This window comes from Planotetraspora kaengkrachanensis (genome assembly GCF_016862895.1).
In the GTDB taxonomy this organism is placed as follows: Bacteria; Actinomycetota; Actinomycetes; order Streptosporangiales; family Streptosporangiaceae; genus Planotetraspora; species Planotetraspora kaengkrachanensis.
This window is the reverse complement of the sequence record NZ_BONV01000051.1, coordinates 1-16,678: the sequence shown is the minus strand read 5'-3', so window position 1 is coordinate 16,678 and position 16,678 is coordinate 1. Positions and strand designations below refer to the sequence as shown.

Annotated in this window: 14 protein-coding genes; 4 read left to right on the top strand and 10 right to left on the bottom strand. The window is 71.1% G+C overall.

The features are described from left to right. Window positions 1-16: 16 nt before the first annotated feature. The 10 genes from Pka01_RS37095 to Pka01_RS37050 form a co-directional block, all read right to left on the bottom strand. Complete coding sequence (locus Pka01_RS37095; RefSeq protein WP_239116028.1) at window positions 17-2,329, bottom strand: [protein-PII] uridylyltransferase; 2,313 nt, start codon at window positions 2,327-2,329, stop codon at window positions 17-19. Window positions 2,330-2,333: 4 nt separating this feature from the next. Continuing rightward, a complete protein-coding gene (locus tag Pka01_RS37090; protein WP_203887678.1) occupies window positions 2,334-2,672 on the bottom strand; it encodes a P-II family nitrogen regulator in 339 nt (112 codons plus the stop codon). After that, window positions 2,669-3,985: an ammonium transporter gene (locus Pka01_RS37085; RefSeq protein WP_203887677.1), complete on the bottom strand. Its 1,317-nt coding sequence runs from the start codon at window positions 3,983-3,985 to the stop codon at window positions 2,669-2,671. The genes Pka01_RS37090 and Pka01_RS37085 overlap by 4 nt, the downstream gene beginning before the upstream one ends. A 293-nt stretch (window positions 3,986-4,278) precedes the next feature. Continuing rightward, window positions 4,279-5,214 (bottom strand): sigma-70 family RNA polymerase sigma factor, encoded by a 936-nt coding sequence (locus tag Pka01_RS37080; protein ID WP_203887676.1) that lies wholly within the window; start codon window positions 5,212-5,214, stop codon window positions 4,279-4,281. Window positions 5,215-5,447: 233 nt separating this feature from the next. Then, window positions 5,448-6,596 carry an imidazolonepropionase gene (hutI, locus tag Pka01_RS37075; protein ID WP_203887675.1) on the bottom strand — a complete coding sequence of 383 codons (1,149 nt, stop codon included), beginning with the start codon at window positions 6,594-6,596 and terminating at the stop codon, window positions 5,448-5,450. A gap of 68 nt (window positions 6,597-6,664) precedes the next feature. Then, on the bottom strand, window positions 6,665-8,008 hold the full coding sequence (locus Pka01_RS37070; RefSeq protein WP_203887674.1) for a formimidoylglutamate deiminase: 1,344 nt from the start codon (window positions 8,006-8,008) through the stop codon (window positions 6,665-6,667). Between the two features lie 388 nt (window positions 8,009-8,396). Then, a complete protein-coding gene (locus tag Pka01_RS37065; protein WP_239116026.1) occupies window positions 8,397-10,175 on the bottom strand; it encodes an ABC transporter ATP-binding protein in 1,779 nt (592 codons plus the stop codon). 139 nt (window positions 10,176-10,314) lie between these two features. Next, window positions 10,315-10,476, bottom strand: coding sequence for a hypothetical protein (locus Pka01_RS37060; protein WP_203887673.1), 162 nt, complete (start codon window positions 10,474-10,476; stop codon window positions 10,315-10,317). A gap of 85 nt (window positions 10,477-10,561) precedes the next feature. Beyond that, a complete protein-coding gene (locus tag Pka01_RS37055; RefSeq protein ID WP_203887672.1) occupies window positions 10,562-11,368 on the bottom strand; it encodes a hypothetical protein in 807 nt (268 codons plus the stop codon). Window positions 11,369-11,414: 46 nt separating this feature from the next. Next, a complete protein-coding gene (locus Pka01_RS37050; RefSeq protein WP_203887671.1) occupies window positions 11,415-12,143 on the bottom strand; it encodes a FadR/GntR family transcriptional regulator in 729 nt (242 codons plus the stop codon). A gap of 131 nt (window positions 12,144-12,274) precedes the next feature. On the opposite strand from Pka01_RS37050, the gene Pka01_RS37045 reads away from it, so the two are divergent. The 4 genes from Pka01_RS37045 to Pka01_RS37030 are packed head-to-tail and all read left to right on the top strand — an operon-like array spanning window position 12,275 to window position 16,489. After that, on the top strand, window positions 12,275-13,621 hold the full coding sequence (locus Pka01_RS37045; RefSeq protein WP_239116024.1) for a glutamine synthetase family protein: 1,347 nt from the start codon (window positions 12,275-12,277) through the stop codon (window positions 13,619-13,621). A gap of 44 nt (window positions 13,622-13,665) precedes the next feature. Next, on the top strand, window positions 13,666-14,997 hold the full coding sequence (locus tag Pka01_RS37040; RefSeq protein ID WP_239116087.1) for an aldehyde dehydrogenase family protein: 1,332 nt from the start codon (window positions 13,666-13,668) through the stop codon (window positions 14,995-14,997). Window positions 14,998-15,001: 4 nt separating this feature from the next. After that, window positions 15,002-15,766 carry a 3-oxoacyl-ACP reductase gene (locus Pka01_RS37035; protein ID WP_203887668.1) on the top strand — a complete coding sequence of 255 codons (765 nt, stop codon included), beginning with the start codon at window positions 15,002-15,004 and terminating at the stop codon, window positions 15,764-15,766. Window positions 15,767-15,793: 27 nt separating this feature from the next. After that, a complete protein-coding gene (locus tag Pka01_RS37030) occupies window positions 15,794-16,489 on the top strand; it encodes a gamma-glutamyl-gamma-aminobutyrate hydrolase family protein (protein ID WP_203887667.1) in 696 nt (231 codons plus the stop codon). Window positions 16,490-16,678: the final 189 nt, after the last annotated feature.

The following is a 16,678-nucleotide window of genomic DNA, read 5'->3' as shown; positions in this document are numbered from 1 at the left end:
CCGATCGTCGCTCTCCTCACCGCAGGGCGGCCAGCACGTGCTCGCGTACCTGGGCGCGTTGTCCCTCGTCAGCGATGGGTTGGCCGGTCCGGTCCACCACGTAGAAGACGTCAACGGCCTCTGCGCCGAGAGTCTCTACGCGAGCAGCCCTCACGTCAAGACCGCATTCGCCGAAGGCCCGCCCGATCTTCCACAGCAACCCCGGCCGGTCGTGCGCGCGTACTTCGACCACGGTCGCCGTGTTGGACGCGTCGTCGATGAGCGTGACGCGGGGAGGCGCAACCGGCACCCGGGGCGGCCGCATCGACCTCGTCCGCCTGGCCAGCCTCGCCTCGATGTCGAGCCGCCCGGCGAGCACCAGGCGGAGGTCCGCCTCCAGCGTCGCGGGGTCGGGGGGTGTGCCGTACTCGGGCACGACGACGAACTCGATCACCGCGGTGGACCCCGCGGACGCGGCGGACGCCGACCGCACGACCATCCGGTGCGCGGCCAGCACGCCCGCCGCCCGCCACAGCAGACCGGGCCGGTCGGGCGCGACCACGGTGACGGCGCCCTTGTTGACCCGTACGGCACCGCCGCCGTGCCGAGCGAGCGCAGCCTGTTCCGGCGACAGGACGGGCGCGGGCGTCGGCGGAGTGCCGGACAACACCGACCTGACCCGGCGGACCAGGTCGGACACGAGGGAGGCCTTCCAGGCGTTCCACGCGGCCGGGCCGGTGGCGGTCCCGTCGGCGACGGCGAGGGCCGCGAGCAGTTCGAGGACCTCACGCGATCCGACGGCCTCGGCCACCCGGGCGATGGTCACCGGATCGTCGAGGTCCCGCCGGGTCGCGGTCTCGGGCAGCAGCAGGTGGTGGCGGACGACGGTGGCCACGATCTCGACGTCGGCCGGGGGCAGGCCCATCCTGACGCCGATGTCGCGGGCGACGACCTCGCCCGTCGTCGAGTGGTCGCCCGGCCATCCCTTGCCGATGTCGTGCAGGAGCGCGGAGATCAGCAACAGGTCGGGCCGCGAGACCTCGCGGGTGAACGCCGCGGCCCCCGCCGCGGTCTCGATCAGATGCCGGTCGACCGTGTAGCGGTGCACGGGATTGCGCTGCGGGCGGTGCCGTACGCGCTCCCAGTCGGGCAGCAGGCGCACCAGGATGCCCGCCTGGTCCAGCTCCTCCCACACCGGTACGGCGGCGCGGCCCGCACCGAGCAACGCCACGAGAGCGGCACGGGCCTCCTCGGGCCACGGCACGTCGATGGGAGCCGACTGCCCGGCGAGCACGGAGACGGTGGCGGGCGCGAGGGGCAGCCCGGCCTCCGCGGCGGCGGCCGCGGCGCGGAGCACGAGCGTCGGATCCTTGCGCGGGCTCACCCCGCGGGCCAGGACGACCTCGCCGCCGTGCTCCACCACGCCGTCGGCGAGCGGACGCCGGCCGCGCGGCACGGGGCCGGAAAGCAGCCGGTCGACGGTCCGCCAGGTGGCGTCGAACGAGTGGGAGACCGTACGGCCGGCCTCGGCGAGCCGGCGCATCAGCGCCTCCGCGTCCAGCAGGCCGAGGGTCCCGGCGACGGCGTCCTGTTCCTGGAGGACCAGGCGGTCCGCGCCGCGTGCGGTGACCAGCTGCAGGCCGTGGCGGATGTCCAGCAAGAACTCGTAGGCCTCACGCACGCGCGGGCCCGGAGCGGAGGCGACCCAGGCCGCGGCGACGGCCTGCATCGCCTGCACGTCGCGCAGGCCGCCCCGGGAGTCCCGCAGGTCGGGCTCGAGGAGGAAGGCCAGTTCACCGCTCGACTCGGCGCGTTGGTCGACCGCGCTCCTGAGCTCGCCGAGCCTGCGCCGGGAGTCGGCCCGCCATTCCGCGAGGACGGCCTCGCGGGCCGCGCGCGTGAGCTCGGGATCGCCCACGATGTGGCGCGCCTGGATGAGCCCGAGCACGGCCTTGAGGTCCTCGCGTGCGACCTTCACGGCCTCGTCGACCGTGCGGACCGAATGGTCCAGCCCGATCCCGGAGTCCCAGATGGGGTACCAGATACGGTCCGCGATCCGCGCGACGTCGTCGTGGCCGTTGTGGAGCAGCACCAGGTCGAGGTCGCTGCCTGGGGCGAGTTCTCCTCGCCCCAGGCTGCCGACCGCCATGAGGGCGACGCCTCCGATCCCGTTGGGACCGGGCGTGCCTCGTTCGTCGGGGAGTCCGCCCTTGCCGCCCGAACCGGCCCGTCCCTCACGCGCGTACGGCTGCGCACCCGCAGTGCGGAACAGATCGGTGAGCCACCTGTCGATGTCCGCGGCCCGATCCTTGCGGGCCGCGGCGAACGAACGGGCTTCCCCCCTCATCATCCGGTTACAGGGCCTCTGGCCCGCGCTCCCCCGTGCGGACCCGGACGACCGTGTCCACGGGGACGGACCAGACCTTGCCGTCGCCGATCTTCCCTGTCTGCGCGGCCTTGACGATCACGTCGATGACGTCCTCGGCGTCGTCCTCCTCGGCCAGGACCTCGAGGCGCACCTTGGGCACCAGGTCGACCTGGTACTCGGCGCCGCGGTACACCTCGGTGTGGCCGCGCTGCCGGCCGTAGCCGCTGGCCTCGCTGACCGTCATGCCCTTGATGCCGAACTGCTCCAACGCCGCCTTGACGTCGTCGAGCTTGAAGGGCTTGATCACTGCCGTGATGAGTTTCATGCGTCAACCTTCTTCGCCGAAGCGGGGACGGGCCCGTTGACGGAGGCCACCCCCGAGGAGTGGACGGTGCCGAGGTCGTACCCGGTCTCGGCGTGGGTGGTGATGTCGATGCCGGTGACCTCTTCCTCCTGGTCGATGCGGAAGCCCATCGTCTTGTCGATGATCTTTCCGATGATCCACGCCATGGCGAAGGAGTACAAACCCACGACCAGAGGGCCGAGCGCCTGGACACCGAGCTGGGAGATCGGACCGCCGTACAGGAGACCCTTCTCCTGGCCGTCCGCGAACGGGTAGGCCGCGATGATGCCGAGGGAGACGGCGCCGATCGCACCGCCGACCAGGTGCACGCCCACCACGTCGAGCGAGTCGTCGAACCCGAACTTGTACTTCAGACCGACGGCGTAGGCGCAGACCGTACCGGCGATGGCGCCCAGCACTCCGGCCGCCCACGGGTCGACGAAACCACAGGCGGGGGTGATGGCGACCAGACCGGCGACGGCGCCGGACGCGACGCCCAGCGTCGTCGAGTGCCCGTCACGCAGCTTCTCCACCAGAAGCCAGGCGCCCGCGGCGACAGCGGTGGCGATCTGGGTGTTCATGAAGGCCAGACCGGCGGTGCCGTCGACCGCCAGCTCCGAGCCCGCGTTGAAGCCGAACCAGCCGAACCACAGCAGGCCGACGCCGAGGAGGACCAGGGTCAGGTTGTGCGGGCGCATGGGGTCCTTGCGCCAGCCGGTCCGCTTCCCGAGCACGAAGGCGAGTGCGAGGCCCGCGGCTCCGGCGTTCACATGGACGACGGTGCCGCCGGCGAAGTCCTCGATGCCGAGCCCGGCGAGCCAGCCGCCGCCCCACACCCAGTGCGCCACGGGGAAGTAGACCAGCGTCGCCCACGCGACGCCGAAGACGACCCACGCGCCGAACTTGGCACGGTCGGCGATGGCGCCGCTGATGAGGGCGACCGTGATGATGGCGAAGGTGAGCTGGAAGGCCGAGAACACCAGGCTCGGCATGCCGGTGCCGTCGTCCTTGGTCGCCGTGTCGACGAGGCTTTGCAGCCCGAGCGCGTCACCACCACCGATGATCTTGTTCAGGAAACCACTGCCGTCGCCGAAGGTGTCGAAAGCGAGCGAATGCCCATACAGAACCCAGGCGATTGTCACTGTGATGATGCTGACGAACGACATCATCATCATGTTCAGGACGCTCTTGGCCCTGGTCATGCCCCCGTAGAAGAACGCGAGGCCGGGAGTCATCAGCAGCACCAGGGCGGTGGCTGTGATCATCCAGGCGGTGGTGCCGGTATCGATCTTCATCGACGCGGCCCTCCTTACAAATTTGCCGTGTGGCCGGTTATCACTCCCGCAGTGGCTTCGTCCGGGGCATCATCGGCCGGCGGGCGCACTGACGTTGGCGACAGCGTGTTCTTCCGCCGTTTCAGGTCACGCCTCTTCGTGTTTCACATCTGTGAAACACAGGGAACGAGCGTTACAGGGAGGTTTCGGACAGCTCCGGCGAACGCAAAACGCGCACCCCTAAGGGTGCGCGTTCGGGGAAAAAACCTGCCCCCGTGCGTCGCGGAGGTTTCCGGCCACGGCCCGGCCGGACGTCAGGCCGCCGCGGTGGCCATCTTCCGCAGCCGCGACAGCGCGTCCCGCTCCAGCCTCCTGGCCCGGTCACGGCCGATGCCGTAGCGCTCGCCCACCTCGGTGAGGGTGTGCTCACGGCCGTCGACGAGGCCGTAACGCCAGCGGAGTATCTCGCGGGTCCGGCCTTCGAGCCCGGTCAGCCACTCCTCGAGGCGCTCCTTCTCCAGCGTCGCGAGCGCCTGCTGCTCCGGATCCGCCCACGTCTCATCGGCGATCATGTCGCCGAGCTCGGTCTCGTCCTCGTCGCCCACGCCGAGCTGGAGGGACACCGGATCCGAGGCCCACCGGCGCAGCTCCTGCACCCGCTCGATCGGCAGGTCGAGCACCGCCGCCAGATCGGCGTCCGTCGGCTCGGCGTCGAACTCGGCCAGCATGTCCCTGCGGACGCGCATCAGGCGTGTCATCTGCTCCCCGGCGTGCGTGGGGAGGCGCACCGGGCGCGCCTGCTCGTGGATCGAGCGGCCCACCGACTGCCTGATCCACCACGTGGCGTAGGTCGAGAACTTGTACCCCCGCTGGTAGTCGAACTTCTCGACCGCCCGGACCAGGCCCAGGTTCCCCTCCTGGACGAGATCGATCAGGGGCATCCCCCGCCCCGAGTACTTCCTCGCCACGGCGACCACGAGACGCAGGTTGGCCTGAATGAACTCGTCCTTGGCCCGCCTGCCGGAAATCGCTATGCGCTCAAGCTCCTCATCGGCCGCATCGGAGACCTTGGGCTCCGCCCGGCCGCCGTCGAGCAGGTGCTCCGCGAGCAGGCCGGCCTCGATGCGCTTGGCGAGCTCGACCTCCTGCTCCGCGGTCAAAAGCGGCACCCGCCCGATCTCGGCGAGATATGTCCCCAACAGATCCCGGTCGGATACCTGCTGATCCTGCGTCCGATTCCCCGTCGCCATTCGATGGCACCTCGTTCCGCCGCGCCGCAGTCTGCACCGTGTTAGAAGCCGGCCCCCGGAGCCGGTTCCCCCGCGAGTGAACACGGATTCCTCGACTTCGACGTCCTGAACCTGACAACGGTTTATGCGGGGCAAAGATTCCCTAAATTAATACGCCCGCGGAATGGTTTCGGATTCATCCCCAAGGAGGATGTGATCCCCAGAAAAAGACCGATTACCCCGGTAGAGGATGATCAAACGGCTCTGCGGCCCGACCGCCACACCTGGGCCACCAGAGGAACCCCCGGCCGGTAGGCGAGATGGACGTAGGACGGCGCGTTCAGCATCACGAGATCGGCCTGGGCGCCCTCCCGCAGCGTGCCGACGTCGTCGCGCAGCAGAGCCTGCGCCCCGCCGCGGGTGGCCGCGCGTACGGCCTCGAGCGGCGTCATCCGCATCTCCCGCACGGCCAGGGCCACGCAGAACGGCATGGACGTCGTGAAGGAGGAGCCCGGGTTGCAGTCGGTGGCGAGCGCGACGGCGACCCCGGCGTCGAGCAGCCGGCGGGCGTCCGGATAGGGCGACCGCGTGGAGAACTCCGCTCCGGGCAGCAGTGTCGCGACCACGCCGGAGTCCGCCAGGGCGGCGACGTCCGCGTCGGTCAGATGGGTGCAGTGGTCGGCCGACGCCGCTCCCATCTCGCAGGCGACCCGCACGCCCGGGCCCTCACCCAGTTGGTTGGCGTGGATCCTCGCCCGGAGGCCTGCCTTGATCCCCGCGCCCAGGATCTCCCTGCTCTGCTCCTCGTCGAACGCGCCGCGCTCGCAGAACACGTCGATCCATCGCGCGTGGGGCGCGCACGCGTCCAGCATGGGGCCGGTCACGGTGCGGACGTAGTCATCGGGCGACACCTCCGGGGGCACCACATGGGCCCCGAGGTAGGTCGTCTCCGTGGTGAACTGGCCGGCGATCTCCAGGCAGCGCCGCTCGCTCTCGACCGTCAGGCCGTAACCGCTCTTGATCTCGAAGGTCGTCGTGCCCTGCGCGGTCATCTCGGTCACCAGCAGCGCGGTGGTGGCGGCCAGTTCCGGTACGGTCGCCTCCCTGGTCGCGGCGACCGTGGTGCGGATGCCGCCGGCCGAGTAGCGCTGCCCGGCCATCCGCGCGGCGAACTCGGCGGTGCGGTCTCCGGCGAACACCAGGTGCGCGTGGCTGTCCACGAACCCGGGGATCACCGCGCGTCCCTCCGCGTCCACCCGCTCGTCGGCCGCGGGCGCGTCGGCGGACCGCCCGATCCATCGGACGACGCCGTCCTCCACCACCACCGCGGCGTCCTCGATCTCCTCGCGGGACGGGTCCGCCGTGTACAGCAGCCCGATCCCGTCGAACACCGTTGAAGTCATCGGCCTCGCTCCACGATTCCCTATCCTCGCCACCGTACGCGGGGCGCAAACCGCTGATTCCGGACGATCTACGCCCGGACCCGTGCGACGGCGTCACGCAGGAGGGCGCCGACGTCGCCGAGCACGTGCCGTCCGTCCTGCACGATCACGTGGCCGCCCGAGACCACCGAGTGGACGTCCGCCGCCGTCGCCGCGAACACCACGGACTCCGCGGCCGTCGGCCGGGTCGCCCCCGCCGTACGGACCGAGTCGAGGCGGACGGACACCAGGTCGGCCCAGGCTCCCGGGACCAGGCTGCCCGCGTCGGGGTAGCCCAGCGACGCGTGGCCCGCGGCGGTGGCGGCGTTCAGCAGGTCGGCGGCGCGCCAGTGCCCGCGCTCCATGGTGGCCAGGCGCTCGTCCAGTTCGACGGCCCTGGCCTCCTCGAACAGGTCGACCACCGCCTGGCTGTCGGAGCCCAGCGTGATCGGCGACCCGGCGTCGAACAGGCGGCGGGCCGGCCCGATGCCGTCGGCGAGGTCGCGCTCGGTCGTCGGGCACATGCACACGTGCGTGGTCGAGCCGCCGAGCAGCGCCACGTCCACGTCCGACAGGTGCGTCGCGTGCACGGCGGTCGAGCGCGGCCCGAGGACGCCGTGATCATGCAGCACCTGCACGGGAGTGGCGGAGTAGGCCTCGACACACGCCTCGTTCTCGGCGCGCTGCTCGGACACGTGGACGTGCAGCGGCCCCGAGTGCCGGTGGGTGAAGTCGACGACCACGTGCATCTGCTCCGGCGGCACCGCGCGCACGGAGTGGATCGCGGCGCCGATCTCCACGTCCTCCTGCCCCTCGTACGCCAGCGCCAGTTCCTCGGCCCGCGACGCCCAGCCGTCCGCGTCGCCGTCGCCGAAGCGCACCTGGGGGCCGGTGAGGGCGTTGCCGATTCCGCCGGTGAGATAGCACGTGTCGAGCAGCACGATCCGCAGACCGGCCTCCCGGGCCGCGCGCACCAGGACGTGGCCCATGACGTTGGGGTCGTCGTACGGCACGCCGCCGGGGCCGTGGTGCAGGTAGTGGAACTCGGCGACACAGGTGATCCCGGCCAGTGCCATCTCCGCGTAGACCGCCCTGGCCAGGTCCAGGTAGGTGTCAGGATCGAGCCGGGCCGCCACGCCGTACATCTGCTCGCGCCACGTCCAGAAGCTGCCCCTGCCGACCTGCGTGTGACCGCGCAGCGCCCGGTGGAACGCGTGCGAGTGGCCGTTGGCGAGTCCGGGAAGGGTCAGCCCGGTCAGCAGCACGGCTCCGGGCGGGGCAGGGACGCCGGCATGCACCTCGGCGACGCGCGCGCCGTCGACGATCACGGCCACGCTCTCCACGACCTCACCTGGCGGCAGCCACGCCATCTCGCACCAGTAGGTCACGCGCACAGATCCTCCAGGGCAGCGCCGCACTCGTCCGGCCCGCTACGGCCGGGGCCGGGCGGCACCCCGACACTCTAGTGAACGCGTCCGCAGGCGCGGCTCTCCTGGCGAGTCTTCTGGTGACGGGGCGCCCCGGGGTACACCCCCCGGGACGCCCCGTCTTCGGCCTTCGTCCCCGGACGCGCCCGCACGCGCGTTGGACCCGGCGACTCCGGCTGAGGTGAAGGAGAGGTTCCGCACTCCGGGAGTTCCCGATTTCCTGAGCCGCCAAGCTGTGGACCGGCGTAAAGGCTGCGTACGGCTTTGCCATCACGGTCGCCGTACGTCACCGGATCCTCCGGCCGCACAGGCGTCCACGGCCACGCGACGATGCCCGGTGTGACGACGCCCGGTGTCAGGACGACACGAGGAACTGGGTCGCCGCCAGCTCCCGGTAGAGGTCGTCGGAGTCGACGAGTTCCTCGTGCGTGCCCGTGGCGCGCACCCTGCCCGCCTCCATCACGATGATCCGGTCGGCGCCGGTCACCGTGGACAGGCGGTGGGCGATCACCAGCACCGTGGTCTCCCTGGCGACCTCGGCCACCACCTCGCGCAGCCGGAGTTCGTTGACGGCGTCGAGCTGCGAGGTGGCCTCGTCCAGGAGGAGCAGGGACGGCCGGCGGAGCAACGCCCTGGCGATGGCGACCCGCTGGCGCTCGCCGCCCGAGAGCAGCACCCCGCGATGGCCCACCATGGTCTCCACGCCTGCGGGCAGCCGCTCGACCAGGTCGTCGAGCCGGGTCCGCGCGAGGGCCCGCGCGATCTCCTCGTCCGTGGCCTCCGGGGCGCCGAAGACGAGGTTCTCCCTGAGCGTGCCGGCCAGGACCGGCGCGTCCTGCTCCACATAGCCGAGCGCGGCCCGCAGCTCGCCGAGGGGCCATTCCCTGACGTCACGCCCACCGACGAGGACCGTCCCCGCCTGCGGCTCGTAGAAGCGCTCGATCAGCCCGAAGACCGTGGACTTGCCCGCTCCGGACGGTCCCACGAGGGCCGTCATGCCGCCCGCGGCCACCTCGAAGCTGACCCGGTCGTGGACGACCGGGCGGTCCTCGCCGTATCGGAAGGCCACGCCGTCGAAGCGCACGCCGACGGGTGTGCGGTCCAGCGGCCGCGCCGCGCCGACGGAGGCCGCGGGCTCGGCGTCGAGCGCGGTCACCTCCTGGATCCGGGTGACCGCCGCCATGGCGACCTGGAGCTGGGTGAGGCTCTGGATGAGCTGCCCGATCGGGGCGACCAGATAGAACAGGTACAGCATGAACGCGATGAGCGCGGAGACCTCCATCGCCCCGCTCGCGACGCGCGCGCCGCCCACGCCGAGCACCGCGATGAACGCGAGCTGGACAGACGTCCAGGCTCCGGTGCCCGCGACGGAGGTCCACGCGGCGGCCGTGACGCCGCGGTCGCGCGCGAGCGTCGCCGCGCCGGACACCACGGCGATCTCACGTGACTCCGCGCCGTTGGCCTTCACCGTGCGGAACGCCTGCAGCGCGCGGTCGAGGACGGAGCCCATCTCCCCGAGGGCCGTCTGCGCCTCAAGGGAAGCGCGGCGGATCCTGGGCGCGACCGCCAGGCCCATGAGGCCCACCAGGGCCACCACGCCGAGGGTGACCAGGAGCAGCAGACCGTCCATGATCGCCATGAGGACCACGGCGCCCAGGAACATGAACACCGACCCCACCGTGCCTGCCAGCGCGTCGGTGTAGACGGCGCGCAGCAGCGTCGTGTCGGCGCTGACCCGCGAGAGCAGGTCTCCCGGCTTGAGCCTGTCCACGTCCGGCACCTTGAGGCGGAGGATGCGCTCGACGAGGCTCTTGCGAGTCGCCAGCACGATGCCCTCGCCCATCCGCTCCAGCACGAACCGGCCCCAGGCGGCGATCAGTGCGCCCGCCAGGACGGCCAGCGACAACCCCGCCAGCGGCCCGGCCAGGGCGGCGCCCCGGCCGAACGCGTCGATGACCGACTTGGCGAGAACGGGCATGGCCAGCCCGGCGAAGGTGCCGATCAGGCTGAGCGAGGCGCCGAGCACCAGCGCCTTCCTGTTCGGTCGCACCTGGCCGAGCAGAAGCCGCCAGGACCCCCGGTCGCGCACCATGCCTGCCGGCCGGTCCCCCGGCTCCGCGTCGTCCGTCCCCATGACACTCCCTGTGCGCGGCCACGCCGTTTCGTCGGTTCACTGCGACCGTAGGTCGCCGACGGCGGCCGTGTGCGCGCCCAGAGCGGGCAATCCGATCAGTCCAGGTCAGGGAGGTCGGGGAGGTCGGGGGACACGGCGGTCAGCCCGCCACGCCGTACAGCTGACGCATCTCCCTGGCGGTCTCGGCGACGGCGTGCCAGGTCAGGCACAACCTCGCCTCCGCCTCCTCGGTGCGTGCCTCGGCGGCGAGCAGTCCGTCGCCCGTCAGCAGGGCGGCTTCCCGTTTCAACCGCGCCGCCATTTCCTGAAATTCGAAATGCCCCTTCGATTCCATGCCGCCGACTCCCCACCCCGGAAACGACTTCGCATGGATAAATACCCGTATTTCAGTTATCTATTGATTCATGGCGGCGGGATCGGCGGTGTGACGACGGAACGTCATGGCGTCCGGAGACGAACTCCTGAAAAGCGATCTTCACGCGGATGACGGGCCTGCGCCACCGTTCCTCACGATGAACGGCTTTCGCCATCCGGCGCGGCTTGGGCCTCCTGGCGACCTCCGAGTAGTACCACCGGGCCCACGGCGATCCGGGGCGGGCGAGCCGTATGGCGCCGATGTAGACGAACGGCGGAACGAACAACCCGATGAGGCCGCTCCAGATCTTCCCCTTGAGCAGGGTGATCACGGCGAAGACGAGATTGACGACGAGGATCGCCACCGCCGTCCCTCTGCCGCCGAAGGCGCCGTCCGAGCCGCCCCAGGCGAGCGGGCGCAGCCCGAGCAGCAGCAGACCGGTCGCCGCCACGGCCACGAAGACGGCGTCGACGGAGGTGCGCCCCTCCTCCTGCCAGTAGACGTCGCGCAGGTGCAGCAGCAGGGCGAACTCGTCGAGCACGAGCGCCGCCCCGACGCCGAAGAGCGCCGCGGAGAAGGCGTACCACCCGATGGAGACGCTGGACAGGATCAGACCGGCGACCCCGCTGAGCAACATGAGCACGACGCCGAACACGACGTGGTGGATGTGCGTCTCCCCGACGCTGACGTTGCCGAACCAGCGCACCCGCGAACGGATCAGCCGGACGTTCACGCGCGTGCCCACGAAGGCGACGATCAGCGCCACGAAGAAGCAGAACAGCGGCAACCTGCGCGCACCCTCGTGGAGCGACGCGCCAGCCAGGTACCAGTCGGCCATGATGAGTCCTCGATCGGCGGAACTGCGGGTGAAGGCGGGGGGCGGGTCAGCCGAGGAAGGCGCGCAGCAGCGCGGCCGTCCCCTCCAGGTGCTCGGCCACCGCACGCCGAGCGCCCTCGGGATCGCCTTCCAGGATCGCTTCCACGATGGCCGCGTGCTGCGTCGCGGCGTGCTCGATGTTGGGCCGGAGCACCGGGATGGCGTTCAGCAGGTCGGTCACGCGCAGACGGGCGTCCGCGCACGCGGCGGCCAGCAGGGGCGATCCGGTCAGCTCGGCGATGGAGAGGTGGAAGGCGGTGTCCAGCCGCCGGTAGTCGGCCGGCGCCGCGTCGTTCACCCCGGCCAGACGGGCGGCGAGCGTCTCCCGCTGCCCGTCGGTGAGCTCCGTCCCCGCCAGGATCTGGGCCGCGCCGCACTCGACCGCCATCCGGAAGGTCAGCGCGTCCTCCAGGCCGCCCGCCCCCATCTCGTTGACGGCGCGGCGCAGGTCTCCCTTGCGCGGGCTCGGCGGCCGGTAGACGACGAACGCTCCGCCGTAACGGCCTCGCCGTACGTCGAGGAAGCCGGCCTCCTGGAGCGCGCGGATCGCCTCACGTAAGGTGACGCGGCTGATCCCGAGCTGAGCGGCGAGCTCACGCTCCGGCGGGAGCTTCTCCCCGTGGGCGACGACGCCGAGCTTGATGGCCTGCAACAGCCGTTCGACGGTCTCCTCGAACGCGTTGCCCGCCCGAACCGGCCTGAGGAGCGAGACGGCCCCTGTCGCGGACCCGTCCATGCTCCACCGTCCCTTCGCGAATCGGCCCCCGTGGGCCGAGGTTAACCCACGGAGCGTTGTTGACTCAGGGGCAGCCCTGGTGCTTGCATGCCCTTCAATGGTCTGTTTCCAGACTTTTGACAGGAGGCGCCGTGCTTGACGTTGAGCAGCTCCGCGGCGACATCGAGGCCGGTCGCGTGGACACCGTCCTGCTCGCGGTCACCGACATGCAGGGCAGGCTGCAGGGCAAGCGCCTGTCGGCGCGGTACTTCCTCGAGGAGGTACTGGGCCACGCGGCGGAGGGGTGCAACTACCTGCTCGCGGTCGACGTCGACATGAACACGGTGGACGGCTACGCCATGTCGTCGTGGGACCGCGGCTACGGCGACTTCGTGATGCGGCCCGACCTCGCGACGCTGCGCCGGGTCCCCTGGCAGGAGGGAACCGCGCTGCTGCTGGCCGACCTGGTCTGGGAGGACGGGTCCGACGTCGTCCCCTCCCCCCGGCAGATCCTGCGCCGGCAGATCGCCCGGCTGGCCGACCGGGGATGGACCGCCTTCGTCGGCACCGAGCTGGAATTCTGCGTCTACAACGACACCTACGAGGACGCGTGGCGGCGCGGCTACCGCGACCTGACGCCCGCCAACCTCTACAACGTCGACTACTCCCTGCTCGGCACCGCCAGGATCGAGCCGCTGCTGCGGAGGATCCGGCTCGCCATGGAGGGTGCCGGCCTGTACGTGGAGTCGGCCAAGGGCGAGTGCAACCTCGGCCAGCACGAGATCGCCTTCCGGTTCTCCGACGCGCTGACGACGTGCGACAACCACGTCATCTACAAGAACGGGGCCAAGGAGATCGCCGCCCAGGAGGGGAGCTCGATCACCTTCATGGCCAAGCCGAACCAGCGCGAGGGCAACTCCTGCCACATCCACATCTCCCTGCGGGACTCCGAGGGCCGGCCGGTGATGGCGGGGACGGAGCCGCACGGGCTCTCCAAGGTCGGCGAGCACTTCATCGCCGGCCAGCTCGCCGCGCTCAGGGAGCTGACCCTCTTCTACGCGCCCAACATCAACTCCTACAAGCGGTACGTCCCGGGCAGCTTCGCCCCCACCGCCGTGAAGTGGGGCATCGACAACCGGACCTGCTCGCTGCGCCTCGTCGGCCACGGGCCCTCGCTCCGGGTGGAGAACCGCGTGCCCGGCGGCGACGTGAACCCGTACCTGGCGGTGTCCGCCCTGATCGCGGCGGGCCTGCGCGGGATCGAGGAGGAACTGCCGCTGGAGGAGCCCTACGCGGGGAACGCCTACGCCGCGGGGGCGGAGACGGTGCCGGCCACGCTCCGCGACGCACTGTCCCTGTGGGAGGGGTCCGACCTCGCCGAGGCGGCCTTCGGCAAGGATGTGGTCGAGCACTACGCGAACAACGCACGGGTCGAGCTGGCCGCCTACGACGCGGCGGTCACCGACTGGGAGCTCTATCGGGGGTTCGAGAGGCTGTGAAGGTACTCAATCCGGCGACCGAGGGCGTGGTCGCCGAAGTCGGCATGGCCGACGCCGCCGAAGTCGACCGGGTGGTCGAGCGGGCGCGCCGGGCGTTCCCCGCATGGCGGTCGGTCGCCCCGGGCGAGAGGGCTCGGCTGCTGCGGCGGTTCGCCCAGGTGGTCGAGGACCACGCGGAGGAACTGGCCCAGCTCGAGATCGCGGGCGCCGGCCACACGATCGGCAACGCCCGCTGGGAGGCCGGAAACGTCCGTGACGTCCTGAACTTCTACGCGGGAGCGCCCGAGCGCGACCACGGAAGGCAGATCCCCGTCGCGGGCGGTGTGGACATCACGTTCCAGGAGCCGCTGGGTGTCGTCGGCGTCATCGTGCCGTGGAACTTCCCCATGGTCATCATGACCTGGGGGGTGGCTCCGGCCCTTGCCGCGGGGAACACCGTCGTCGTCAAGCCCGCGGAGTGGACCCCGCTGACGGCGCTGCGGCTGGCTGAGCTGGCCCTCGAGGCCGGCATTCCCGAGGGCGTGCTGCAGGTCGTCCCCGGTGCGGGCGAGGTGGCGGGCGCCCGGCTCGTCGGGCACCCGGACGTGCGCAAGATCGTGTTCACGGGTTCGACCGAGGTGGGCAAGCTGATCGCGGCCCAGGCCGCCGCCCAGGTGAAGCGGCTGACGCTGGAGCTCGGCGGCAAGAGCGCCAACATCATCTTCGCCGATTCCGACCTGGACAGGGCGGCGGCGTCCGCCCCGATGGCGGTCTTCGACAACTCCGGGCAGGACTGCTGCGCCCGGTCGCGCATCCTGGTGGAGCGTTCCGTCTACGACGACTTCCTCGGACGGCTCTCGCGGGCGGTCCGCGACGTGAAGGTCGGCGACCCGCTCGACCCCGCCACGCAGATGGGCCCGCTGATCAGCGCCGAGCACCGCGAAAGGGTGGCGTCGTTCGTGGCCGCCGAGGGCGTGCACACGACGGGGTCGTGCCCGGACGGACCCGGCTTCTGGTTCGCCCCCACCGTTCTGGCCGCGCCCGCCGGGTTCGACCCGCTGGCCGACGGATCCGGCGCCTTCCACCGGGCGTTCACCGAGGAGATCTTCGGGCCGGTCGTGTCCGTCGTCCCGTTCGACGACGAGGCCCATGCCGTTCGGATCGCCAACCACACGGCGTACGGCCTGTCCGGGTCGATCTGGACGCGGGACGTCGGGCGCGCCCTGCGGGTCGCCCGGGCGGTCGAGGCGGGCAACCTGTCGGTGAACTCCCATTCCAGCGTCCGCTACTGGACGCCGTTCGGCGGCTTCAAGCAGTCCGGCCTCGGCCGGGAGCTCGGCCCCGACGCCCTGGCCGCCTTCACCGAGACCAAGAACGTCTTCATTTCCACGGAGTAGAGACATGCAGCGTTTGCAAGACCGCGTCGCCGTCATCACGGGGGCGGGCAGCGGCATCGGCCTCGCCACCGCGCAGCGGTTCGCCCAGGAGGGCGCGAAGATCGTGGCCGTTGACCTCGACGAGGCGGCCGGGTCGAAGGTCGCCGACGAGGTCGGCGGACTGTTCGTCCGCGCCGACGTGGCCAACGAGGACGACGTCGTGCGGATGTACCAGACCGCTTTCGACACCTACGGCAGCGTCGACGTCGCCTTCAACAACGCGGGGATCTCGCCGCCGGAGGACGACTCGATCCTCGAGACCGGCATCGAGGCGTGGCGCAGGGTCCAGGAGGTCAACCTCACCAGCGTCTACCTGTGCTGCAAGCACGTCCTTCCGTACATGCGGCGGCAGGGCAAGGGCTCGATCATCAACACGGCGTCGTTCGTGGCGGTCCTGGGCTCGGCGACGTCGCAGATCTCCTACACCGCGTCCAAGGGCGGCGTGCTCGCGATGAGCCGCGAACTCGGCGTGCAGTTCGCGCGCGAGGGCATCCGGGTGAACGCGCTCTGCCCGGGGCCGGTGGACACTCCCCTGCTGCGCGAGCTGTTCGCCAAGGACCCCGAGCGGGCGCAGCGCCGGCTCGTCCACGTGCCGATCGGGCGGTTCGCCCGCGCCGAGGAGATCGCGGCCGCCGTCGCCTTCCTCGCGTCCGACGACTCGAGTTTCATCACCGCGTCGGAGTTCCTGGTCGACGGCGGCATCTCCGGGGCGTACGTCACCCCCCTGTAACCGACGGTCCCGCTCGAGGAGGTGGTCATGTCACGACCGGTCATCGGCATCACGTGTTACGTGGAGCCCGCCCAGTTCACGGTCTGGGACATGACCACCGCGCTGCTGCCGTACGCGTACGTGGAGCACGTCGCGCGGGCCGGCGGCCAGCCGGTGATCATCCCGCCCGCGGGCGATCCCGCCGAGCTGGCCGGTCGGCTCGACGGCCTGATCATCGCGGGCGGCGGCGACATCGACCCCGCCCGCTACGGCTCCACCGCGCACGAGCAAACCGGATACGTACGGAAATTTCGTGATGAGGCGGAGTTCGGATTGATGCGGGCCGCGCTGGAGGCGAACCTGCCGTTCCTCGGCATCTGCCGCGGACTCCAGGTCCTCAACGTGGCCCTGGGGGGCACGCTCCACCAGCATCTCCCCGAGGTGGTCGGCCACGCCGGCCACTCGCCCGCCCCCGGGACCTTCGGCCGCGTCCCCGTACGGCTCTCGCCCGCGCTGGCCGAGATCTACCGGGACGACCGCCTCCTCCCGGCGCACTACCACCACCAGGCGATCGATCGGCCGGGGCACGGCCTGGAGGTCACCGCCCGGTCGGAGGACGGCACGATCGAGGCCGTCGAACTAGTCGGTCATCCGTTCGCGCTGGCCGTCCAGTGGCATCCCGAGGCCGACGAGGATGGCCCCCTGTTCGACGCGCTCCTCACCGCCGCCAAGCGAGACGACTGACCTGGCGCTCGCTTCACGCGAAGAGTTCGTCCGCCGAGTTCACCGTGACCGCCCGGCGGATCCAGGTCTCCAGCACCTTCAGATCGTCGCAGCGAGTGATCCGGTCGCGCGTGTCAGAGGAGATCTCCAGGCCACGGGCATCGAGCACAGCCAAGATCGCCGCAGCCTCGCCCTCCGCTCGACCTTCCT